This is a genomic window from Cyanobium sp. Candia 9D4, assembly GCF_024346155.1.
GTDB lineage: Bacteria > Cyanobacteriota > Cyanobacteriia > PCC-6307 > Cyanobiaceae > Cyanobium > Cyanobium minutissimum.
Window position 1 is genome coordinate 109,393 of record NZ_JAGQCK010000006.1, and the last position, 21,240, is coordinate 130,632.

At 70.6% G+C, this 21,240-nt stretch carries 20 protein-coding genes; 14 read left to right on the forward strand and 6 right to left on the reverse strand.

Features of this window, described 5'->3' with window-relative positions; translation table 11 throughout:
- The first annotated feature begins 186 nt into the window (after positions 1-186).
- The 6 genes from KBZ08_RS12650 to KBZ08_RS12675 all read left to right on the forward strand — a co-directional run bounded on the left by KBZ08_RS12650 (position 187) and on the right by KBZ08_RS12675 (position 7,414).
- Positions 187-711 carry a type IV pilin-like G/H family protein gene (locus tag KBZ08_RS12650; protein ID WP_254973388.1) on the forward strand — a complete coding sequence of 175 codons (525 nt, stop codon included), beginning with the start codon at positions 187-189 and terminating at the stop codon, positions 709-711.
- Entirely contained in the window at positions 708-1,718 is a 1,011-nt protein-coding gene (locus KBZ08_RS12655; protein ID WP_254973391.1) for a helix-turn-helix domain-containing protein, read from the forward strand. The genes KBZ08_RS12650 and KBZ08_RS12655 overlap by 4 nt, the downstream gene beginning before the upstream one ends.
- A gap of 98 nt (positions 1,719-1,816) precedes the next feature.
- Positions 1,817-2,536: a hypothetical protein gene (locus KBZ08_RS12660; protein WP_254973392.1), complete on the forward strand. Its 720-nt coding sequence runs from the start codon at positions 1,817-1,819 to the stop codon at positions 2,534-2,536.
- Positions 2,537-2,595: 59 nt separating this feature from the next.
- The gene (locus KBZ08_RS12665; RefSeq protein WP_219904126.1) at positions 2,596-4,152 is read left to right on the forward strand and encodes a mechanosensitive ion channel family protein; all 1,557 of its coding nucleotides are present in this window, start codon (positions 2,596-2,598) and stop codon (positions 4,150-4,152) included.
- A 113-nt stretch (positions 4,153-4,265) separates the two neighbouring features.
- Positions 4,266-5,981 carry a hypothetical protein gene (locus KBZ08_RS12670; protein ID WP_254973393.1) on the forward strand — a complete coding sequence of 572 codons (1,716 nt, stop codon included), beginning with the start codon at positions 4,266-4,268 and terminating at the stop codon, positions 5,979-5,981.
- Positions 5,982-6,340: 359 nt separating this feature from the next.
- Positions 6,341-7,414 (forward strand): mechanosensitive ion channel family protein, encoded by a 1,074-nt coding sequence (locus KBZ08_RS12675; protein ID WP_254973395.1) that lies wholly within the window; start codon positions 6,341-6,343, stop codon positions 7,412-7,414.
- Here KBZ08_RS12675 and KBZ08_RS12680 read toward each other — a convergent pair.
- On the reverse strand, positions 7,395-8,879 hold the full coding sequence (locus KBZ08_RS12680) for an apolipoprotein N-acyltransferase (protein ID WP_254973397.1): 1,485 nt from the start codon (positions 8,877-8,879) through the stop codon (positions 7,395-7,397). The genes KBZ08_RS12675 and KBZ08_RS12680 overlap by 20 nt on opposite strands.
- A 68-nt stretch (positions 8,880-8,947) precedes the next feature.
- Between KBZ08_RS12680 and KBZ08_RS12685 the strand changes: the two genes are divergently transcribed.
- From KBZ08_RS12685 to KBZ08_RS12695, 3 genes are all read left to right on the forward strand, one after another.
- Positions 8,948-9,289 carry a phasin family protein gene (locus tag KBZ08_RS12685; protein WP_106220635.1) on the forward strand — a complete coding sequence of 114 codons (342 nt, stop codon included), beginning with the start codon at positions 8,948-8,950 and terminating at the stop codon, positions 9,287-9,289.
- A 37-nt stretch (positions 9,290-9,326) separates the two neighbouring features.
- Positions 9,327-9,998 (forward strand): FKBP-type peptidyl-prolyl cis-trans isomerase, encoded by a 672-nt coding sequence (locus tag KBZ08_RS12690; RefSeq protein ID WP_254973399.1) that lies wholly within the window; start codon positions 9,327-9,329, stop codon positions 9,996-9,998.
- Between the two features lie 68 nt (positions 9,999-10,066).
- Positions 10,067-10,666 carry a superoxide dismutase gene (locus KBZ08_RS12695; RefSeq protein WP_106220633.1) on the forward strand — a complete coding sequence of 200 codons (600 nt, stop codon included), beginning with the start codon at positions 10,067-10,069 and terminating at the stop codon, positions 10,664-10,666.
- A gap of 52 nt (positions 10,667-10,718) precedes the next feature.
- Here KBZ08_RS12695 and queA read toward each other — a convergent pair whose 3' ends face one another.
- Genes queA through lipB form a run of 5 tightly spaced genes read right to left on the reverse strand, consistent with a single transcriptional unit; the run spans position 10,719 to position 16,482 of the window.
- Entirely contained in the window at positions 10,719-11,858 is a 1,140-nt protein-coding gene (gene queA / locus KBZ08_RS12700; protein ID WP_254973402.1) for a tRNA preQ1(34) S-adenosylmethionine ribosyltransferase-isomerase QueA, read from the reverse strand.
- Positions 11,859-11,890: 32 nt separating this feature from the next.
- Complete coding sequence (locus KBZ08_RS12705) at positions 11,891-13,240, reverse strand: dihydrolipoamide acetyltransferase family protein (RefSeq protein ID WP_254973403.1); 1,350 nt, start codon at positions 13,238-13,240, stop codon at positions 11,891-11,893.
- A 46-nt stretch (positions 13,241-13,286) separates the two neighbouring features.
- Positions 13,287-13,730, reverse strand: a complete 444-nt coding sequence (locus KBZ08_RS12710; protein WP_015108919.1) for a YlqD family protein — start codon at positions 13,728-13,730, stop codon at positions 13,287-13,289.
- 47 nt (positions 13,731-13,777) lie between these two features.
- Entirely contained in the window at positions 13,778-15,739 is a 1,962-nt protein-coding gene (locus KBZ08_RS12715) for an AMP-binding protein (RefSeq protein ID WP_254973405.1), read from the reverse strand.
- Between the two features lie 26 nt (positions 15,740-15,765).
- Positions 15,766-16,482, reverse strand: coding sequence for a lipoyl(octanoyl) transferase LipB (lipB, locus tag KBZ08_RS12720; RefSeq protein ID WP_254973407.1), 717 nt, complete (start codon positions 16,480-16,482; stop codon positions 15,766-15,768).
- 63 nt (positions 16,483-16,545) lie between these two features.
- Between lipB and hpf the strand changes: the two genes are divergently transcribed.
- Genes hpf through KBZ08_RS12745 form a run of 5 tightly spaced genes read left to right on the forward strand, consistent with a single transcriptional unit; the run spans position 16,546 to position 21,172 of the window.
- Positions 16,546-17,133, forward strand: a complete 588-nt coding sequence (gene hpf / locus KBZ08_RS12725) for a ribosome hibernation-promoting factor, HPF/YfiA family (RefSeq protein WP_106220628.1) — start codon at positions 16,546-16,548, stop codon at positions 17,131-17,133.
- The gene (gene deoC / locus KBZ08_RS12730; protein WP_106220627.1) at positions 17,096-17,800 is read left to right on the forward strand and encodes a deoxyribose-phosphate aldolase; all 705 of its coding nucleotides are present in this window, start codon (positions 17,096-17,098) and stop codon (positions 17,798-17,800) included. Before hpf ends, deoC begins: the two co-directional genes overlap by 38 nt.
- Positions 17,793-18,599, forward strand: a complete 807-nt coding sequence (recO, locus tag KBZ08_RS12735) for a DNA repair protein RecO (RefSeq protein ID WP_254973410.1) — start codon at positions 17,793-17,795, stop codon at positions 18,597-18,599. The genes deoC and recO overlap by 8 nt, the downstream gene beginning before the upstream one ends.
- Positions 18,596-19,936, forward strand: coding sequence for an MFS transporter (locus KBZ08_RS12740; protein ID WP_106220625.1), 1,341 nt, complete (start codon positions 18,596-18,598; stop codon positions 19,934-19,936). Before recO ends, KBZ08_RS12740 begins: the two co-directional genes overlap by 4 nt.
- A gap of 48 nt (positions 19,937-19,984) precedes the next feature.
- Positions 19,985-21,172 carry a glycosyltransferase family 4 protein gene (locus KBZ08_RS12745; protein ID WP_106220624.1) on the forward strand — a complete coding sequence of 396 codons (1,188 nt, stop codon included), beginning with the start codon at positions 19,985-19,987 and terminating at the stop codon, positions 21,170-21,172.
- Positions 21,173-21,240 lie beyond the last annotated feature (68 nt).

Genomic DNA, 21,240 nt, shown 5'->3' on the forward strand with positions numbered 1-21,240 from the left:
ATCACCTTCGACACACTCGTTGGCACTGCCGATTGGCATGACGCAGCCGCCTTACCACGGGCCCGCGGCCGCCATCGAACGCAGGACGGCAAGACTGTCGCAGAGGCGCAAAAGTGTCAGGCGGATCCTGTCAGCATTGGCGGGGACCATGGCACGCTGACCCGTCCGAGAATCGCCCCCCCGCCCATGACCTCCCCCCTTCGCCGTCACGGCAGCCCGACGCTGCTCGCCAGCCTGCTCCTCGGCCTCGCCATGGCCTGCCCCGGCGCCGGGGCCCAGCCGCAGGCGAGCCCCGATCAGGCGGCGGCGCTCAATGCCGTGGCCCGGATGATGGAGGCGCAGCGCACCTACTACCAGAAGAACGGCGCCTTCCGGGCCACGGTCTCGAACATCCAGCAGGATTTCGGCATCGCCCTGCCGGCCTCCTTCAATTACGCCGTTCGCACCACCACCGAAGCGGCCTACAGCTATGTGATTCCAGCCCAGACCGCCAAGACGGGTCAGCTCAACGCCTATGTGGGGGCGGCCTTCCTGACACCCACCCAGAATCCCCGGATCACGACGATCATCTGCATGAACATCCAGCCGGGCCAGATCCGTCCGGCGGACCCCCAGCTCGTGCTCGGCACCCTGGTGGCCAATCCGAGCGGCCGGATCGTGCAGTGCGGCGATGCCTCGGTCGAGGTCACCGCCTCGATCGTCAACGAATGACGGCCACGGTTCCGCTGACGCTGCTGGAGTCACGGGCGGTGGAGGTCAACGACCCCGCCGCCCTGCTCGATCGGGTGGCGCGGGACTTCCCCCTCAACGCCTTTCTCGAGAGTCAACGCAGCGGCGGCTTCTTCCATCGCAGCGGCATCCTCCACGTGGGGCAGATCGCGGTGTCCTGCAGCCGCCACTCCCCGCTGGAGATCGGTTTCGACGATTCGCCGGTCGCCACCCTCACTCTGCCGCTGGCCGGCGTTGGCGAGGTGACCAGCGACGGCCAGCGGCTGAAGCTCGAGGCCGGCCCGATGGCGGCCTACCTGCCCGGCGCCGCCTTCACGGCCAGCACCGGCACCTTCGAGGAGGTGATGATCTGTCTCGATCGCCGGCGGCTGGCCGAGACGGCCGCCGCCATCGGCGGCTTCGGCGCCGGCGTCGGTGGCTGTGGGCCGGCCTTCGAGCGCACCCTGCGGGTGGATGGCAGCGCTTCACCGCAGCAGGCCGACCTGCTCCCCCATCTCCACCTGGCGTTGCGGATGCTGGAGGCTCCACTGCTGCGCTCGGTGGGGGGGCTGCGGAGCTGCCAGTTCGAAGATCTGCTGTTCCGGCTGGTGGCGGCCATCGTCTGCCCTGAGGTGCTGAACGGGATCGATCAGGCGATCGCCGATCACCGCCGGGACCGCCCCTTCGACGACCTGCTGGAGTGGATCCGGGCCAACCTGCACGCCCCGATCACCGCCACGGAACTCAGCCGGCGCAGCGCTTACTCGCAGCGCAACCTGCAGTATCTGTTCCAACGGCGGTTCGGCTGCAGCCCCATGCAGTGGGTGAAGCGCCAGAGGCTGAGCGCGGTGCACGCCGATCTGCTGCGGGCCCAGCCGGGCGAGACCGTGGCCGCCATCGCCCGCCGGCATGGCTTCGTGCAGATGTCATCGTTCGCCGCCCGGTTTCGGGAGAGCTACGGCCTCACCCCCTCGCAGCTGCTGCGCCGTTCGCGCCTCGACGCCGGCTGAGGCGACCGGCCGCCCACCGGTGGAGGAGCGCTTCGCTACCGACAGGCTTCCCTTTGCAGACTTAGAGCAAAGCCAGCATCCGTCCCCCGAGCCTCCCCATGTCCAGCTCCTTCACCCAGGCGGTCGAGGCCCTCACCGCCCAGGCCCAGAGCCTGATCGCCGCCACCACCAGCGAAGTCGACGCCCTGCGTGAGGAACTGGAACAGGAGCGCCGCTTCCGGCGCCACCTGGAGGCCGCCGCCGCCACCCGGGCCCACGAGGTGGCGGCCGAGCGGGAGGAGGCCCGGCTGGAGCGGGAACGGCTCGAGGCCGAACTGGCCGAGGCCCTCGAGGGCCGGCGCCTGGCCGAGGCGGAGGTGGAGCGCTTCCACGAGGCCATCCGTCAGCAGCTGGCCATCGCCGAACAGGAGCAGGCGGCCCTGGAGGAGGCCGAGCGGGAGCGGGACCGGCAGCGCGAGGAGGCGTGGCACCTTCGCCTCCAGGAGGCCGTGGAGGCCGCTGCAGCCAGGGAAGCCGAGCAACAGGAGGCCGCGGAGCGCGAGCGCCGGACCCTCCTGCAGGACCTGGAGAACGAACAGCGGACGCGCCTCAGGCTGGAACGGCGCCTCGCGGGGGTGCGCCAGGCCGTGATCGACCTGCTCGACCCCCAGGAGGAGCCCCAGGCCACGGCGGAGCCCGACGCCACCGGAAACGGCACCGCCACCGACTGCGACAGCGACGGCCAGCTCGAGCTCCCTGACGCGACCGCCCGCCTGGCCCTGCGCAAGATCCTGGTCTCCCGGCCGGCCGGCCAGGGCTCCCTGCCGGTGCTCACCTGAGGTACGCCCGGCCGAGGCGCGCCTGGCCCCGGCGCCGCGGCAGCCTTCTGCTGACCCTGGTGGCCCTCGCCCTTCTGCTGGTTCTGGCTCCCTTCGATGGAGCCGTTGCCCAGGAGCGGCCTGGGGCCCCGGCCTTTCTCCAGTTGGACGGAGTCCGGCTGTTCCCGGTCAGCACCTCCAAGGAGTACTCGGGCGAGGAACGGGTGGAGCGGGCCAACCGTCTGCTGCAGGAGGCGGTCGCGACCGGGAGCCCGGCCAGGATCGGGGTGCAGGAGCTCCATAACCTGCCGGTGATCACCCTCGATGGCGCGGTGATCCTCACGGTGACCCGCCGCGACACGCAGGAGGGGCTGTCGGTGCAGGGCCAGGCTGAGGTGTGGCGCCAAAGCCTCACCGCCGCCATCCAGCGGGGGAGACGCCAGCGTCAGCCCGCCTATCTGGCCCGCATGGTCCCCGTCTCCCTGGGGATCCTTGGGGCCATGCTCCTGTTGCACCGGCTGCTGTGGCTGCTGTGGCGGCGCTACCTGCCCTCGGCCCTCACCCAGCCGCTGGCCGGTGACTCCAGCAGCGGCCAACCCCTGCGACCCAGGGACTGGCTGCTCCATGGGGTCCTGGTGCTGCTGCGGCTTGGCCTCTGGGTGGCGGCGATCCTGATGATCGCTGGCTTCTTCCCCCTTACCCGGCTGCTGACCAGCCGCCTGCTGGAGGCCCTCACCGAAAGCCTGGGCTCCCCCTTCCTGCCCCTGGGGGGACACCGCTACTCCGTCCTCGACGCCCTCATCCTGGTGGCGCTCTTCCTCGTGCTGGTGCGCGGGGTGGCGTTCCTCAAAGGCCTGCTGCGGATCCGGGTCCTGCAGCGCACGGGGATCGAACCCGGCTCCCAGGAGGCCATCGCCTTCCTGCTGCAGTACGGCCTGCTGTTCCTCGGAACGCTGGTGCTGCTGCAGCTCTGGGGCCTCGATCTCACCTCCCTGGCCCTGTTCGCCAGCGTCCTGGGGGTGGGGGTGGGGCTGGGCCTGCAGGGGATCGCCAGGAACCTGATCAGCGGCCTGATCATCATGTTCGAGCGGCCCATCAAGGTGAACGACTTCATCGAAGTGGGAGACCTGCAGGGCACCGTGACCCACATCAATCTGCGCAGCACCGAGGTGGTGACCCTCGACCGCATTTCGATCCTTGTGCCCAATGTGGAGTTTCTCGAGTCCCGCGTCGTCAACTGGAGCCACGGCAGCTCGGTGGCCCGGCTGAAGATTCCGGTGGGCGTGGCCTACGGCTCCGATTGCCGGGTCGTGCGTGGGGCCCTGCTGGAGGCCTGCGTGGACGTCGGAGACATCCTGGCCACCCCATCACCCCAGGTGTTTTTCAAGGGTTTCGGCGAGAGCTGCCTGGATTTTCAGTTGCTGGTCTGGATCAACCAACCCCGGCGTCAGTATGAGATCCGCAGCGAGCTCAACTTCCGCATCGAAGCGATCCTGCGCCGCCACGAATTGACGATTCCGTTCCCCCAGCGGGATCTGCATCTGCGCAACGAGCGCCTCGAGGTGGCGTTCCCCGCCGAGATCACCGACGCCCTGCTGAACCGGCTGGGGCCGATGGCGCCCAGTGGGGACGACTGAAGAGTCACCGTCCCTGACCCGGGCCCGGGACCACGACCAGGGTGGGGCAGCCGGGAAGGAGTGCTAAAGAATGAGGAGGTCTCCAGCAGAAAGCAAGCGGAGGGAATGGCCCCATGCCAGAGCTGGATCTCAACGACTTCATCGACCCCCAGGCAGAGGAAGCGGCAGGTTCAGCGATGGAATCCATTGAGCAGGCTGCCTTGCCTGGCCTTGCACTGGGAAGCACCGCTGATGCCGGACGTTCCGCACAGCAGGCCAGCCGGACCGACGATCAGGACTCCCTGCAAGCTCTGCAGAAGCGGCAGCTGAGGGACGAGCATCCTCTGCGGATTGCCTATCTCAAGGCACAGGCCGACATCACGCAACTCCAGAGGATCAGTCAACGGCTGCGGATCGTCTCACAGGCCTGTATTGCCGTGTTGGCGTGCCTGCTGGGAATCAGTGTTCTTGTCCTTGTCGTCGAAGCCATGCGATCCCGGGCCATTGTCATCAAGGAGTTCAGCACACCGCCGCGGCTTGCTGACAGGGGGCTGTCCGGGAGGGTGGTTGCCAGCAGCCTCCTGGACGAGCTCACGCTGCTGCAGTCAAGTACCCGCAGTCGCCTGGAGAAGCGCAAGGTGTCAGATGCCTGGACAAACCAGATTGAACTGGAACTACCTTCCACTGGTATCTCGATTCAAGATCTTGAAAATCTTCTCCGCCAACGCCTGGGGCATGATCTCACGGTGTCTGGAGATCTGGTGCAAAGCTCGAATGGCGTACTCATTCTCACGGTCCGAGGGGAGACGATTCCCGCCCAATCCTTCAATAATGATAACAACGACATAAAAAAACTGACCAGGGATGCAGCGGAGTACATTTTCGAGCACACGCAACCCTCGCTCTACGTTTCGTCGCTGATCGCCAAAGGCGAAAGCGAGGCGGCTGTGGCCTTCAGCGAACGAGCATTCCCCAGCACCTCTGAGGCCGATCGACCGTACCTTCTCAATCAATGGGCCAATGCGCTACAGAACATCGGACAACCGGCAAAAGACTCCCTTTTCCTTTATGGGAAAGCACTGGCCCTGAAGAAAGATTTCGGGAATGTCCACAACAACATCATGCTGACGACCGTCGTCATGGGAAGGGAGCAGGAGGCCTGGGAGTACGGCAAGAAGCATCTGCAACGCCAAGGCGGACGTGCGACCACTAGGAAGGAACTTGGCTCGGGGCAGTGGAATCAACTGACCTGGAACCTTCAGGCTTGGAGAGCCGTTCTTGCTGACGATGCTCTCCAGTACCAGGGGATCGGCTCCGGCAACCAGCTACGTCATCCCGTGATCGCCCTCATCGACACCCGTCTGCATGACCTGGATGGAGCCCGCTTTCATCTCAGCCTCGGGGCAGGAACATCCAGCGATTCCACCATCAAAGCGCGCAGCCATTTTGTGCAGGGACGCATTGCCGCACTGACGGGAAACACCACCCTTGCCCTTCGTGAAATGGAGAGCTTCAAATCCGAGTACGAAAGCAAGGGAACGGTTTCCGCCAACATGCCTGGGTACCTCTGCTGGGTGGCCCTGGCACAGGAGGAGGCGGGGCGTCCCCGGGAGGCTGATCAAACCCTCCGGCAAGCTGGACGCTACGTGAACTGCCTGCGATTCAAAGGGGATATTCTCGATCGCAGAGGTGACTGGGTAAATGCCCAACTTGCCTATGCTGAGTCTGTCCGGATGGCTCCAGATCTGCCAGCCGGCTACTACTCCTGGGGGGCGGCGCTGGCGCGACATGGTCAAACCAAGGCGGCCATGGAGAAACTCGCTGCCGCGGCCAAACGCGGCCCAGGCTAGGCAGATCCCCTGAAAGCATGGGGTGATTGCCTTGCCTCGCAAGGGCAATGGAAGGCTGCCCTGAAAAAGTACCAAGCAGCCTCAAGGCTAGCCCCTGAATGGGCCAGCCTGAAACTGGCCCTCGAAGATGCAAAGGCACACCGCTACATCCCAAGGCGACAGCCGCTGGGACTGTGAGTAGATGGGCCGGGAAAAACATGCCAACAGCCCACTACTTTAGACTTTTGGATGCCTGTTCAATGCCCTGAACAGCAATGCTCTGAACAGCCCCACCGCCATCACCGTGGGCTCTCACTCGCCACGATGAATCCAGCCAGCCCCCGCTCCCGCCCCCTTTCCCTGCACTGGCAGGCCCGACCTTGACCCCATTGATGCAGGAGGCGGGGATTGCCCTGCTCCTGGCCCTCGCCAGGGTGCTCCTGGGATCCCTGGTCGTGTGGCTGCTGGTGCGGTTGCTGCGGAGCCGGCTGCGACGCTTCGACCGGCGCTCCGGCGCTGCCCTGGGGCGCGACGCCCGGATCGTGCCCCTGCTGCTGAGCAGCCTCGCCTCCCTGGGCTACCTGGCGATGGTGGTCTGGGGCTGGCGGTCCCTGGTGCGCAGCTGGGAGGTGCTCCGGGTCGATCCCGGACCGGATCGTCTGGTGGAGGGCGCGGCGCTGCTGGTGGCGACCGTGCTCGTGGTGCGCCTGATCAACCGCAGCCTGCTGCTGCTGCTGGAGCGGTCGCTGCAGCGCCTCGGGCGGGAGGAGCAGACCAGCACCCTCCGGGCCCTGGCCCCGATGATCCGTGCTCTGTTCTGGGGGCTGGGAACCCTGGTGTTTCTCCAGAAGCAGGGGGTCCCCCTCGGCGCGGTCTACGCCTCGCTGGCGGGGGCCGGGATCGGCATCGGCCTGGCCCTGCGCGGGCCGATGAGTCACTTCATCAACTACCTCACGATCGTCATCGACAAGCCGTTCCAGATCGGCGATCTGATCGGTTTTGCCGACGTGCTCGGCCCGGTGGAGCGGGTGGGCATCCGCTCCTCCTCGATCCGCAGCCTCAGCGGCGAACGGATCGTGATCGGCAACGAGGAACTGCTCCAGAAGACGATCCGCAACTTCGGCGATCTGCCCCGTCGTCGCGTCGCCCACACCCTGCGCCTGTCGGATCGGATGGCGGCGGACAAAGCCGCATCCATCGCCGGGCTGGTGGAGGGGGTGGTCCGGGCCCATCCACCGGCCACCTTCGACCACTGCCATTTCATCCGCTTCGTCGAGGGCGCCCTGGAGTTCCAGTTCGTGTTCTTCGTGCCCGAGAGCGATGTCACGGTCTATCTGGATCTGCAGCAGGCCATCAACCTCGGGATCCTCGAAGCGTTCCAGTCGCAGGGCATCGACTTCGCTCCCTCACCCCAGGATCCGGCTTCGCCCCGGATCAGCCCGGCGCCCGGCTGACCCAGCGCCAGGCCCCCGCCAGCAGGGCGAGGGCGATCAGGGGCCCCTCGCCCCAGCGGTCGTAGGGGGTGAGCGGTGTGCGCTGCTGCACCGTGACCAGGCCGATGGCCGGGCGGCCCGGGGGCAGCTTCTCCAGCACCCGGCCGCCGGAGTCCACCAGCAGGCTGGGGCCGGTGTTGGCGGAGCTCACCAGCCAGCGGCCGGTCTCGATGGCGCGCAGCTGGGCCAGGGCGGCGAACTGCCCCTGCAGCTGCAGGGGGTAGGGGTCGAGGTTGGCGCTGGCCAGCAGCCAGCGGGCCCCCTGGCGGGTGGCGGCGGCCAGGGCCGCCCCATCGGAGAGCTCGTAGCAGATGGCCACCCCCACATCCCCCCCGGGCCGCGCCAGCAGCCGGGAGGCCGACCCCGGCTCGATCCCCCCCACCGCCGACAGGCCGCTCCAGCGCCACAGGCCGGCCAGCGGCACCCATTCGCCCAGGGGCACCACCCGGTGCTTGTCGATCCCTCCGCCGGCTCGCAGCTCGCCGGGCTCGAAGCGCAGCAGGCTGCTGCGCAGCTCCACCCCCTCGCGGCGGAAGCCGCCGCTGAGCACCTCCACCGGCGCCGCCAGCGGCAACGGCTGGCCAAGCGCCAGGGAACCCTCCGGCAGCAGCACCCCCTGCACCGGCGGCTCAGCCGTGGCCGCCTGCCGCTGGGCGGAGGCCAGCTGCAGCAGCAGCCGGCGCTGCTGGTCGGCCTCGAACTTCTCCCGGGTGGGGATGGCCGGCTGCACCACCAGCCAGCGCTCGGCCCGTCCGCCGGGAGGGGCCGCAGCCTGGGCCAGCAGGGCCAGGCCGGCCAGATGGCAGCCCACCACCAGCCCCAGGGTGGCCAACAGCCAGCGGCTCCGCTGGGCGGGCAGGGCCCGCAGCGCCCGCCACAGGCCCCAGCCGATCAGCAGCTGCAGCGCCGCCAGGGACCCGGCTCCCCCCAGGGCCGCCAGGCCGGCCAGGGCCCGGTCCCCCGGCAGCGCTGCCGCCCCCAGCCCCAGCCAGAACAGGGGACCTTTGGCCAGGAGCACCTCGGCCAGGCCCCAGACGGCCGCCGCCAGCAGCGCCGTGCTGGGCCGGGCGGGATCGAGCCGGCCCACCAGGGCGGTCCAGCCCCCCACCAGCAGGCCACCGGCCAGGCCGATGGCCAGCCACAGCGCCAGGCAGATCGGCAGGCTCAGGGGACCCGGCACCCCGATCCAGTCGAGGGGATGGAGCCAGAGCAGCCAGCGATGGCTCACCAGCACCGCCGCCAGCCCCCACAGCCCGCCGCGCCGGAACCGCTGCCCCGCCGGCCCCCCGCGGCTCTCCGTCAGGGACCAGAGCAGCACCACGGCGGGCCAGAGCAGCCAGGGCCAGCCCACCGGCGGCAGGGCCACCCCCGCCAGCAGCCCGCCGCCGGCGCCGGCGACCCAGCCGATACGCCGGTCATTGCCCATGGTCGCCGGGCCCGGGAGGCGCCAAGGTCAGGGAAGCGTCACACCGTTTCCCCAAGGAAACCTCCTTCATGGACCAGGGCAATCTGCTGCAGATGCTGCTGCTGCGCGGCCTCGGCACCACCTCGCTGGTGGCCGACCGGCTCAAGTACGTCAGCCAGGAATGGGTGAGCAGCGGCCGCCTCGACCCCAGCCACGCCTCCGCCCTGGTGGAGGACGTCATGCGCGCCCTGCGGGGCGAGACGCCGGAGGTGGAACAGCAGGCGGAACGCCAGCTGGAGCGCAACCGCGACCAGCTGCTGCAGGACCTGGGACTGGCCCGGCAGCGGGAGCTGGACGAGCTGCGCGGCCGCATCGACCGGCTGGAGCAGACCCTGCGGCAACGCCAGAACAGCGGCGAAGGAACCGACTGATCGCACTGGCAGAATCCCCCCATCCGGGTCCTTCCGCATGCGCGACATCCTGATCAGCTCGATGGTCTGCGTGGCCTGTCTGATGCTGGCCTTTGTCAGCCAGCTGGTGTCGCCCTCCCAGGTGGAGGCCGCCGCACCGGCCCCCGCCGAGGCCGGCGTCCAGCAGGCCCTGGCCCGCTCCGGCCCCGCCAGCGCGCCCCAGGCGAACGCTGCCGCCGCAGCGGAGGCCCGAGAGGCCGTGGCGGCCCCCCTCGAACTCGACCCGGAAGTCCCCAACCCCACCCTGTTCACCATGGCTCCCGACTCCTCCAGCGCCGACCTGGCCTCCGGCGGGGCCGCGGCCCTGGGCGGCGAGCTCGTCTCCCCCACCGAGCGCACCACCCCCAGCGGCCTGCGCATCACCGACCTGACCCTGGGCGAAGGCGCCGAGGCCAGGAGCGGCCAGACCGTGGTGGTCAACTACCGCGGCACCCTCACCAACGGCAAGGAATTCGACAGCAGCTACGGCCGCGGCCCCTTCTCCTTCCCCCTCGGCGCCGGCCGGGTGATCCGGGGCTGGGACGAGGGCGTGGCCGGCATGAAGGTGGGTGGCAAGCGCAAGCTGGTCATCCCCCCCGATCTGGCCTACGGCGAGCGGGGCGCCGGCGGTGTGATCCCCCCCAACGCCACCCTGGTGTTCGAGGTGGAGCTGCTGGAGGTCAAGGGCTGAGGCCCGGCCCCAGGCAGCCAGGTTTCGGGTGACGATCGTTACAATGCCGCGAAACCAAACCATCTCCCATGGCTCACCAGCTGCCCGAACTGCCCTACGGCCTCGACGCACTCGAGCCCCACATTTCACGCTCAACGCTGGAGTTCCACCACGGCAAGCACCACGCCGCCTACGTCACCAACCTGAACAAGGCGATCGAGGGTGGCGAGCTCGAAGGCAAGAGCCTCGAAGAGGTGATCCTGGCGGTGGCCGGTGACGCCTCCAAGGCCGGTGTGTTCAACAACGCCGCCCAGGTCTGGAACCACAGCTTCTACTGGCAGTGCATGAAGCCCGGCGGCGGCGGCGCCCCCACCGGTGCGCTGGCCGAGAAGATCGCCGCCGACTTCGGCAGCTATGAGGCCTTCGTCGAGCAGTTCAAGACCGCCGGTGCCACCCAGTTCGGCAGCGGCTGGGCCTGGCTGGTGCTCGATGGCGGCAGCCTCAAGATCACCAAGACCGCCAACGCCGACCTGCCCCTGGCCCATGGTCAGAAGGCCCTGCTCACCATGGACGTCTGGGAGCACGCCTACTACCTCGACTACCAGAACCGCCGTCCCGACTACATGACCACCTACCTCGACAAGCTGGTCAACTGGGACTTCGTTGCCGCCAACCTGGCCGCCGCCTGATCAGGCTTCGGCTCCAACCACCAGCCCCCGGGGATCCCCGGGGGCTTTTTTTTCAGGCTGGCCGGGCCCCTGGCAGCACCGCCTCCGGCGCGATCCACATGGCATCGCCGTAGGAGAAAAAGCGGTACCGGCGCCCAATCGCCTCGCCGTAGAGGGCCAGCAGGCGCTCGCGGCCGATCAGGGCACTCACCAGCAGCAGCAGTGAGCTCTTCGGCAGGTGGAAGTTGGTGAGTAGCCCCTGCACCACGGCGAAGCGGTAGCCGGGCTGGATCACCAGGTTCACCGGGCCGGTGTGGGGGCGGAGCTCGCCGCCGTGCAGCTGGGCCACGGCCTCCAGGCTGCGCACCGAGGTGGTGCCGATGGCGATCACCCGGCCGCCCGCCGCCCGGCAGGCCGCCACCGCCTCCACCAGCTGTGGGCTCACCTCCACCCATTCGCTGTGGAGCTCCAGGGCGCTCAGGTCTTCCGTTTCGATCGGCCGGAACGTGCCCAGGCCCACGTGCAGGGTGGTGGTGGCCACCCCGACACCCCGTTCCCGGATCGCCGCCAGCAACTCGTCGCTGAGGTGCAGGCCGGCGGTGGGGGCGGCCACGGCCCCGGGACGGGCGGCGTAGCGGGTCTGGTAGCGCTCGTTGTCGCTGGCGTCGTGTTCGTGGATGTAGGGCGGCAGGGGGATGGCGCCGTACTGCACCAGCAGGGGCTCAAGGGCCGCTGCATCGGCGCATTCCCGCGGGAACTGCACGATGCGGCCGCCAGTGGAGGGATCGCTGCCCACCACCTCCACCGTCAGGGGCGGCTGGCCCTCGGCCACCACCACCAGGCGGTCACCGGGCCGCAGCTTCTTGGCGGGCCGCGCCAGGCAAAGCCACAGGCCCGCCCCGGCCGGCCAGGGCTCGAGCACCAGCAACTCCACCGCACCGCCGCCGGACCGCCGGGCCTCCAGCCGGGCCCGCAGCACCCGGGTGTCGTTCACCACCAGCAGATCGCCGGGCCGGAGTTCGTGCTGCAGATCCCAGGCGCTGAGGTGGCGGGCATGGGGGGCGGGCCCAACCCCCGCCGGATCCACCACCAGCAGCCGCGCGGCGTGCCGGGGCTCCACCGGCCGCTGGGCGATCCGTTCCTGCGGCAGGGCGAAGTCGTAGCTGGACAGGCGCAGGTCGGCGGGATCCGGCACAGAGGCAGGGGCGCGCATCGGGTTGGCGGGCTGGGCGGCGATGCTGCGCCCTAGAGGGCCAGGCTTTCGGGCCGGTTCTCGATCAGGTCGGCGAGATCCTTGAGGAAGGCGGCGGCATGGGTGCCGTAGATCACGCGGTGGTCGGCGGTGAGGTTCACCTGCATCTGGCGCCGCACGGCGATCGAACCGTCCTTGAGGGCCGCGACCACGGGCCGGGAGGCGGCGACCGCCAGGATGGCGCCGGTGCCCGGGGGCAGGATCGCGTCGAAGCGATCGACGCCGAACATGCCCAGGTTGGAGAGGGTGAAGGTGCCGGTGGTGTACTCCTCCGGCTTGAGCTGCTTGGAGCGGGAGCGGGCGACCAGGTCGGCCCAGTGGCGTGAGAGGGAATAGAGGTCGGTGCGGTCGGCGGCGGCCAGCACCGGCGTGATCAGGCCGCCGTCATCCATGGCCACGGCCACGGCCACGTTGACAGAGGCCGGGTAGGTCATGCCGGCATCCGTGGCGGAGGCGTTGACCTGGGGATGGCGCGCCAGGGTGACACCCACGGCCTTGGCCAGCAGGGCCGTCATCGTGACGCCCTTGGCCTTCACCTGCTTGTAGAAGGCGTCGAGCCGGTCGGTGGTGATCGTGTAGCCGACGTGGAAGCAGGGGACCGCCAGGCTGGCGTTCATGTTGCGAACGACCGCCTGCTGCAGGGTGTTGAAGGCCACCGTCTCACCGGCGCGGCCGAAGGCCTGGCCGGCGGGGGCGGGGGCGGCTGGGGCGGCCGCTGCGCCATTGCCGGCCGGGGCGGCCATGGCCGGGGCGGTGCCTTCGGCCACCCGCGGCACGCTCACCGGCTGGCCGGTGGCCTGCTCCACGTCCTCGGCCTGGATCCGGCCGTTGGGGCCGCTGCCCCGCACGGAGGCCAGGGCCACCCCCAGCTGGGCCGCCAGCTTGCGGGCCCGGGGGGTGGCCACCACCCGGCCGTCGCTGGCGGCGGCGGGAACCGGCACCGGCACCGGGGCGGGCGCGGCCACGGGGGCCGGTGCCGGTGCGGGCGCGGCTGGGGTGGGGGCCGCCGCAGCTGGAGAGGGTGCTGGTGCGGCCGCTGCAGGGGTGGGTGCAGCCGCGGCAGGGGCCGGGGCTGCTGCCTTGGCCGCCGCGATCTCCGCTTCGGTTTCCACGATCAGGCCGATCGTTTCGCCCACCGGCGCGGTGCTGCCCGCCTCCATCAGCACGGCGGCCAGGAAGCCCTCCTGGAAGGCCTCCACATCCATGTCAGCCTTGTCGGACTCGACCACGAGCACCGACTCGCCCCGCTCGACCCGCTCACCGGGTTTCTTGAGCCACTCCACGATCTTGCCCTCCGTCATGGTGGAGCTGAGGGCCGGCATGAAGATTTCGTGGGTGGCCAACGGGGGACTGCCTCTGTGATGGGGGGGATTTTAGGCGGCGGAAGGATCAGCCCCCCTCGATCGCCTCGATCACCCCATCCCTCACGAGCACCGACACCTGCAGCTTCTGCACCAGGTTGTCGCCCACCTGGACGTCACAGAAGCTCTCGATCTGCCCCTGCTCCACCACCTGCTCCATCTCCAGTTCCCGCACCTGGCGCTGCTGCTCCAGCACCTGGCGTTTCTGCTCCTCGAACTCGGCGCGCTTGGCCGCCACCTGCTGCTGCACCGAACCCACCTGCTCCTGCACCCGGGGATCGAGGGGGTTGATGCTCTGACGGCGGATCTCGTCGATCAGCCGTTGCCCCTCCTGCTCCAGCTGGGCCAGCTGCTGGTCAAAGTTGGTGAGTGCATTGCTGAGCTCCCGCTCGGCATCCTCCTTCCAGCGGGGTGTCACCACGGCACGCACCGTGATCGATCGCTTGATGTTGAGGCTGGTGCCGTCGGCCATGGGACTGCAGGTGCAGGGCTCAGGCTGTCAGGCGACGGGGGGTCCGGTCAACCGTGGGATCCTCTCTCGCCATAGAGGGCGGCGATGGCGGCGCGGTCCCGGTCGGCGATCCGATCGCGGCGCTGCTTGAGGGTCTGGGTCAGCAGGCCGTTGTCGATGCTGAAGGGCTCCACCAGGGCGACGCCGCCCAGCCGCTCGTCGGCCCGGGAGCCCGGCCGTGCCGCCAGCAGGCGGTTGCACTCGCGGCAGAGCGCCCGCAGCAGGGCCGGATCGGCGGCGGCGGGGGCCTCCTCCGGGCCGGGACAGGGAAGCTTCGCCTCGGCCGCGAACGCCTGCAGCGCCTCCGCTTTCGGCACCACCAGGGCCCCGAGCTGCTTGCGGTCCTGGCCCACCAGCATCACCTGCTCCACCAGCGGCGAGGCCACCAGGGCCTCCTCCAGGGGGCCGGGCTCGATGTTCTCGCCACTGCTGAGCACAATCGTGTCCTTGGCCCGGCCGGTCAGCACCAGGGTGCCGTCGGCCAGCAGCAGGCCCAGGTCACCGGTGTCGAACCAGCCCTCGCCATCCAGCACCTTCGCCGTGGCCTCGGGCTTGTTGTGGTACCCCCCCATCACCTGGGGCCCCCTGGCCAGCACCAGCCCCCGCTCCCCCACCGGCAGCGGAGCCCTGGTGGCGGGATCCACCACCTTCAGGGCGGTGTCCGGAAGGGGCTGGCCGGCGCTGCCGCGGCGGTTGCTCCAGGGCCGCCGGCAGGCGAGCACCGGGCTGGTCTCGGTGAGGCCGTAGCCCACCAGCAGCTCGATGCCGACGGCTTCGAAGAACCCATCCACATGGATGGCCAGGGCCCCGCCGCCGCTGATGGCGGTGCGCAGCCGCCCCCCCACCAGCTGGCCGCGCACCTTCGGCCAGAGCAGGGCGCTGGCCGTCCCGTGCAGCGGCCAGAGCAGCAGGGCGCCGGCGGCGGCCACAAGCCGGTCGGCGGCCCCGACCGGCTTCAGGGTGAGATCCAGGGCCGTCCGCCGCCGCCGGTGGAAGGCCCGGCTGACGGCGAGGGCGCGGCGCAGCAGGCGCTGGCGGGAGGCGGGCATGGCGGCCAGGGCGTCCTCGAAGCCGGAGAGCAGGGCCTCCCACAGCCGCGGCACGCTGATCAGGTACTGGGGCCGGACCTTCTGCAGGTCGGAGCGCAGCTGCTTGAGGGTGGTGTAGGTCTGGCGGCAGCCACAGCTGAGCAGGAAGTACTCGGCGGTGCGCTCGTAGGCATGCCAGATCGGCAGCACCGACAGCACGTGGTCGCCAGGGCTGGGTGCCACCGCCACCCCCAGGGTGCCCAGCTGGTGCAGGACGTTCGCGTGGCTGAGGGGCACCCCCTTGGGCTGGCCCGTGGTGCCGGAGGTGTACAGGAGCGTGGCCAGGCGCCCGGGCCCGCCCGTGGGGACGGGCGGCAGGGGGCTGGCGGCGCCGCGCTGCAGCAGCGCGTCCCAGGTGAGGCAGGGCAGCGGCAGGGGCACGGCCGGGGCCTCCCCCTCCAGCAGCACGACGAAGCGCAGCCGCCGCAGGGCCGGCCCGTCGAGGGCCAGCCGTTCCAGCAGGGCGGCCGACTCCAGCACCGCCCCCACCGCGCCGGCGTCTTCAAGGATGTAGCGCAGCTCTTCGGCCGGGGCCGCGCTGCCGCGCACCGCATCGGCCGCCCCGGCCCGCATCAGCCCCTGGTCGGCCACCAGCCAGCGGGGACCGTTCTCCGCGAACAGGGCCACCACGTCGCCGGCCCCCACCCCCAGATCGGCGAAGGCCGCCGCCGCCCGGTCGATGGCCTGGCGCAGTTCGCCGTAGCGCAGCGTCTCCGGATGGCAGCTGTGGGGGGCCTCCAGCGCCACCCGGGGGCCGTACAAGCGCTCCAGTTCCGGCCAGAGACCCTCCAGTCCCTCGAGCTGGCTCCAGTCGCGGCGGGCGGCGAGGGCACGGCGGTCCCGGGCGCTGCCGCCCCAGTGGATCTCGGCTCTGGCGTTCATGGGCGGCCGGCACGCAAAACGGGAGGTCAGGATTCTCCCAGTCCCGACCCGTCTCCCCCCTCCCCCAGGCCAGCCAGTCCCTCCTGTGGCCCCGGCGGCCGCAGGGCCACGCCGAAGCGGCGGGCGAAGGCCGCCAGCAGCAGCGGCGCCACCTGGTCGGAGGTGAGGGCGGGCCGCCAGTCCACCAGCCGTCCCACCGGTCGGCCGGCGAGCCCGCAGGGCACGATCGCCCCGAAGCCCTCCAGGGGGCAGTCGACGTTCAGGGCCAGACCGTGCTGGCTGATCCAGCGCCGGGCGCCGACACCGATCGCCGCCAGCTTGCGGCCCTCGAGCCAGACCCCGGTGAGGCCTTCGAGGCGCTCCCCCTCCAGCCCCAGCTCCTGCAGCACGGCCAGCACCACGTCCTCCAGGGCCCGCAGATAGAGGTGCAGGTCGCCGCCATGGCACTGCAGGTCGAGCACCGGGTAGAGCACCAACTGGCCGGGCAGGTGGTGGGTCACCTCGCCACCGCGGTCGATGCGGTACAGCGGCAGGGGCGGGTGGGCCGGATCGAAGCCGAGGTGCTCCAGGCTGGCCCCCCGGCCCAGGGTGTAGCAGGGGGTGTGCTGCAGCAGCAGCAGGGCGTCGGGCGCGGCGGGATCGTCGAGCCGGCGCCGCTGCAGGCGGCGCTGCCACTCCCAGGCCAGGGGGAAGGGCACCGGGGAGCGGGCTTCAAAAAGAATTGCGGGAGTGTTGGGGGCCATGCAGCGGCGTTCCTAGCTTGAGGTTGTCCCAGAGCCAGAATTCCTCTGGAGGCAGGCACCCGAATGAAACTGCTGATCCACGGCCGCAATCTCGACGTCACACCGGCGATCAGGGAGTACACCGAAACCAAGCTCAATCGCGCCATCAGCCATTTCGATGGCATCGTCAAGGAAGCCGACGTGCATCTGTCGGTGGCCCGCAATCCCCGTGTGCCGCAGCAGACGGCGGAAGTCACGGTCTTCGCCAACGGGGTGGTGATCCGGGCCCAGGAACGCAGCGAGAACCTCTACGCCAGCATCGACATGGTGGCCACCAAGCTGAGCCGGCAGCTGACCCGCTACAAGGACCGGCTGCAGGAGCGCAGCCAGGGTCCGGTGCACCGTTCCGCCGCCGCCGAGGAAGCCGGAGCCGCCACCCTGCCCAACCCCGGGGGCTCCCTCACCGATGGCCTCGAGCCCGCCGTCCCCCATCGCGGCGTGCGCCGCAAGTACTTCGCCATGCCGGCGATGGACCTGGAGGAGGCCCTGCATCAGCTGGATCTGATCGACCACGACTTCTACATGTTCCGCGACGCGGGCACGGGCCAGATCCAGGTGGTCTACCGCCGCAACCATGGCGGATTCGGCGTCATCCAGGCCCGTGACACCTGAGCGGGAGACCGACCGGCCCGACCTCGCCCCCCTGATCGACCACGCCCTGCTGGATCCCCACCGGGGCCGGGAGGCCATCCTGCGCTGCTGCGATGAGGCCCGCCACTTCGGCTTCGCCGGGGTGTGTCTGGCCTCCCGCTGGCTGCCCGTGGCCCGCGAGCGGCTGCCGGTCGACGGAACGGTGAAGCTGGTCGCCGTGGTGGGGTTCCCCTTCGGGGCCATCCCCGCGGCGATCAAGCGGGCCGAGGCGGAGTGGGCCGCCGCCGCCGGGGCCGACGAACTCGACGTTGTCCCCGATTTCGGCGCCCTGGCCGATGGCGACGGCACCGCCGTGCTCGACGATCTGGCGGCCATCACCGACCTGGGCCTGCCGGTCAAGGTGATCCTGGAGATGGGCCGCCTCGACCCGGAGGCCCTGGAGCTGCTGGTGGAGATCAGCATCGATGCCGGGGTGCGCCACCTCAAGAGCGGCAGCGGCTTCGGCCCGCCGGTGACCCCCGAGCAGGTGGGCCGGCTGGTGGCCCTGGCCCGGGGCCGGGCGGCGGTGAAGGCCGCCGGTGGCATCGCTGATCTCGACCAGGCGCTGGCCCTGGTGGCGGCCGGTGCCGGCCGGCTGGGCACGAGCCGGGGCGTGGCCCTGATGCAGGCGCTGCGCGCCGGTGCCTGAACAGCACCTGGAGGGTCTGGCCCTCACCTGCCGCCCCCTGGGGGAACACGACCGGCTGCTCACCCTGTTGAGCGAGGCCGAGGGGCTGACACGGCTGGCGGTGCCGGGGGCGCGCCGGCCGAAGAGCAGCCTGGCGGCGGCGGTGCCCCTGGCCCATCTGATGCTGCAGGTGGGGGGTCGCGGCGGCCTGCGGCGGGTGCGCCAGCTGCGGGTGCTGCGCAACTACAGCGGCCTGGCCCAGCGCCTGGAGACCCTGGCCGCCGCCCAGGCGCTGGCCGAGCTCTGCCTGAAGCTGGTGCCCGGTGAGACGCCCGCCCCGGGGGTGCTCGCCGACCTGCTGCTCCAGCTCGGGCGCCTGGAGGCCGTGGTGACGGAGCGGGCCGGGCGGGTGGAAGCCCTGGCGGTGGCGGTGCAGGGAAGCATCCACCTGCTGGCCCTGGGGGGCTTCGCCCTGCCCCTGCAGCACTGCGTCCGCAGCGGGGCGCCCCTCGTGCCGCCGATCGGCGACTGGTCATGGCGCTGCAGCCTGCTGCCCAGCGAGGGACTGGCGATCGGGGCGATCCCGGGCGCCCGGGTGATGCTCAACCCTTCCGAGCTGGCCCTGCTGCAGCGGCTGACGCGTCCCGCCCCACCCCGAAGCCGGGACGGCCGGCTGATGGGACCGGAGGCGGTGTGGCTGCACCTGCTCGACCTGGTGGAGGCCTGGTGCGGCGAGCATCTCGGTCAGCGACCGCGAGCCTTCAGACTGCTGCGGACCGCCTGCGACCCGATGCCCTCCCATCCGTCCGAGCCAGCATGAGCCCGAGCGGCAAGACCGAGAGGGGGCTGGCCGCCGTCCTGGCCCTGCCGGGGTTCCGGCGCCTCTGGATCGGCCAGGTGTTCTCCCAGCTGGCGGACAAGTTCTACATCGTGCTGATGGTGTTCCTGATCGCCCAGTACTGGGTGACGGACACGCCGCAGAACAACGCGGCCCTGGCCGAGGCGGCCGCCGCCTTCCGGATGGGCTTCGAGACCCGGGCCCAGATGATCACCCTGCTGGCCACCGGCATCTATGTGGCCAACACCGTGCCGGCGATGCTGCTGGGGACGGTGGCGGGGGTGTGGGCCGACCGCTGGCCGAAGCGCACCGTGATGGTGGCCTCCAACGGCCTGCGGGCCGCCCTGGTGATGCTGGCCCCCCTGTGCCTGCTGCCGGGGCCGATGTGGCTGGGGCTGAGCTGGGGCTACTGGGCCCTGGTGGCCATGACGTTCTTTGAGTCGGTGCTCACCCAGTTTTTCGCCCCGGCGGAGCAGGCGGCCATTCCCCTGCTGGTAAGCACCCCCCAGCTGCTGGCGGCCAACTCCGTGTACCAGGCCACCAGCATGGCGGCCACGATCGTCGGGTTCGCCCTCGGCGACCCGATCCTGCGCCTGCTGCGCACCCTGCTGGCCCAGGTGGGGATTCCGGGGGGGGAGTTCGTGCTGCTGCCGCTCTGCTACGGCGCCGCGGCCGTGGCCATCGCCGGGATCGAGATTCCCGAACCGCCGCGGGTGCCGCGCTCCATCTCCGTCTGGGAGGAGATCGGCGAGGGGGTGCAGGTGCTGCGGGAGCGGCCTAATGTGCGCAGCGCCATGATCCAGCTGGTGCTGCTCTATAGCCTGCTGGCGGCCCTGTACGTGCTGGCGATCAGCCTGGCGGCCGCGATCGGCGGGCTCGGTCCCACCCGCTTCGGTGTGCTGCTGGCGATGAGCGGGCTGGGACTGGCGGTGGGAGCCCTGGCCATGGCCCAGCTGGGCGAACGCTTCAGCCGCCGCGGGCTGGCCAGTGCCGGGCTCGGGACCATCGCCTGGTGCCTGGTGCTGCTGGGGCAGCTGCGCGGCAACCTGGTGTTCACCCTGCTGCTCTGCGGCCTGCTGGGGGTGGGCGCCGCCCTGCTGGCGATCCCCGCCCAGACGACCATCCAGGAGGACACCCCGGAGAGCCAGCGCGGCCGGGTGTTCGGGCTCCAGAACAACCTGATCAACATCGCCCTCAGCCTGCCCCTGGTGCTGGCGGGCACCGTGGTAAGCCGCTATGGACTGCTGCCGGTGCTCTGGGGCCTGGCGGCCATCGCCGCGGTCGCCGCCCTGAGTGAGCGGCCCTGGCGCCGCAGCTGAGCGCCCGCCCAACGCTGCTACATTCCGCTGTTGCGTGGGGCCATACAGGTGATGCACATTGCCTGGCTGGGCAAGAAATCTCCGTTCTGCGGCAACGTCACCTACGGCCTTAGCACCACTGAAGCCCTGCGGCAGCGCGGCCACGCGGTGAGCTTCATCCACTTCGACACGCCCACCCCTTCCCTGGGGCGGCCGGAGGCAGGGGGCGGCGAGCTGGATCCGCCGGGGGGGCCCGAGGCCAACCCCGAGGTGGCCCTGCCCTACCTGGTGAAGTCGCAGGTGTACACGATCCCCTCCCCCGGGGCCCAGCGGGAGCTGCGGGAGTCCCTGGAGCGGCTGCGGCCCGATCTGGTGCACGCCAGCCTCACCCTCTCCCCCCTCGACTTCCGCCTGCCCGACCTCTGCCAGCAGCTGGGTCTGCCCCTAGTCGCCACCTTCCATCCCCCCTTCGACGCCGGGCTGCGCAACCTCACCGCCGGCACCCAGCAGCTCACCTACCAGCTCTACGCCCCCTCCCTGGCGAAGTTCGACCGGGTGATCGTGTTCTCCGAGCTGCAGGCGGAGGTGCTCGTGCGCCTGGGGGTGCGGCGGGAACGGCTGGCGGTGATCCCCAACGGGGTCGACACCGACACCTGGGCCCCGGCCGCCCCGGGCCGCGAACCCGATCTGGCCCAGCTGCGGCTCCAGGTGGGCGGCCGCCGCGTCTTCCTCTACATGGGGCGGGTGGCCACCGAGAAGAACGTCGAGGCCCTGCTGAAGGCCTGGCGGCTGGTGCGCCCGCAGGGCTGCGTGCTGGTGATCGTGGGGGACGGGCCGCTGCGCTCGTCCCTGCAGAGCGGCAGCGAAGCCGATGTGATCTGGTGGGGCTACGAGGCCAGCCGCGCCCGCCGGGTGGCGCTGCTGCAGCTCGCCGAGGTGTTCCTGCTGCCGTCCCTGGTGGAGGGGCTCTCCCTGGCCCTGCTGGAGGCCATGGCCTGCGGCACCGCCTGCGTGGCCACCGATGCCGGTGCCGATGGCGAGGTGCTGGAGGGGGGAGCGGGGATCGTAATCAGCACCCAGGGCGTCACCACCCAGCTGCGCACCCTGCTGCCGGTGCTGCGGGACCAGCCCGTGCTCACGGCCGAGCTGGGGCGCCGGGCCCGCCAGAGGGCCCTGGAGCGTTACACCCTCACCGGCAACATCGACGCCCTGGAGCGGCTCTACGGCGAGCTGTGCCCGCAGCCGGTGGCGGTCTGACCGGTCGCTCCGGCCCCGCCCCGGCGCTGCCGATCGGCACGGACCGCGTCAAGATGAGCCCAGGATCC

What these genes read in the sequence shown, in the direction of transcription:
- KBZ08_RS12650 (WP_254973388.1), top strand. Translation starts at nt 187, where the DNA reads ATGACCTCCCCCCTTCGCCGTCACGGCAGCCCGACGCTGCTCGCCAGC.
- KBZ08_RS12655 (WP_254973391.1), top strand. Translation starts at nt 708, where the DNA reads ATGACGGCCACGGTTCCGCTGACGCTGCTGGAGTCACGGGCGGTGGAG.
- KBZ08_RS12660 (WP_254973392.1), top strand. Translation starts at nt 1,817, where the DNA reads ATGTCCAGCTCCTTCACCCAGGCGGTCGAGGCCCTCACCGCCCAGGCC.
- KBZ08_RS12670 (WP_254973393.1), top strand. Translation starts at nt 4,266, where the DNA reads ATGCCAGAGCTGGATCTCAACGACTTCATCGACCCCCAGGCAGAGGAA.
- KBZ08_RS12680 (WP_254973397.1), bottom strand. Translation starts at nt 8,879, where the DNA reads ATGGGCAATGACCGGCGTATCGGCTGGGTCGCCGGCGCCGGCGGCGGG.
- KBZ08_RS12685 (WP_106220635.1), top strand. Translation starts at nt 8,948, where the DNA reads ATGGACCAGGGCAATCTGCTGCAGATGCTGCTGCTGCGCGGCCTCGGC.
- KBZ08_RS12690 (WP_254973399.1), top strand. Translation starts at nt 9,327, where the DNA reads ATGCGCGACATCCTGATCAGCTCGATGGTCTGCGTGGCCTGTCTGATG.
- KBZ08_RS12695 (WP_106220633.1), top strand. Translation starts at nt 10,067, where the DNA reads ATGGCTCACCAGCTGCCCGAACTGCCCTACGGCCTCGACGCACTCGAG.
- queA (WP_254973402.1), bottom strand. Translation starts at nt 11,858, where the DNA reads ATGCGCGCCCCTGCCTCTGTGCCGGATCCCGCCGACCTGCGCCTGTCC.
- KBZ08_RS12710 (WP_015108919.1), bottom strand. Translation starts at nt 13,730, where the DNA reads ATGGCCGACGGCACCAGCCTCAACATCAAGCGATCGATCACGGTGCGT.
- KBZ08_RS12715 (WP_254973405.1), bottom strand. Translation starts at nt 15,739, where the DNA reads ATGAACGCCAGAGCCGAGATCCACTGGGGCGGCAGCGCCCGGGACCGC.
- lipB (WP_254973407.1), bottom strand. Translation starts at nt 16,482, where the DNA reads ATGGCCCCCAACACTCCCGCAATTCTTTTTGAAGCCCGCTCCCCGGTG.
- hpf (WP_106220628.1), top strand. Translation starts at nt 16,546, where the DNA reads ATGAAACTGCTGATCCACGGCCGCAATCTCGACGTCACACCGGCGATC.
- deoC (WP_106220627.1), top strand. Translation starts at nt 17,096, where the DNA reads ATGGCGGATTCGGCGTCATCCAGGCCCGTGACACCTGAGCGGGAGACC.
- KBZ08_RS12740 (WP_106220625.1), top strand. Translation starts at nt 18,596, where the DNA reads ATGAGCCCGAGCGGCAAGACCGAGAGGGGGCTGGCCGCCGTCCTGGCC.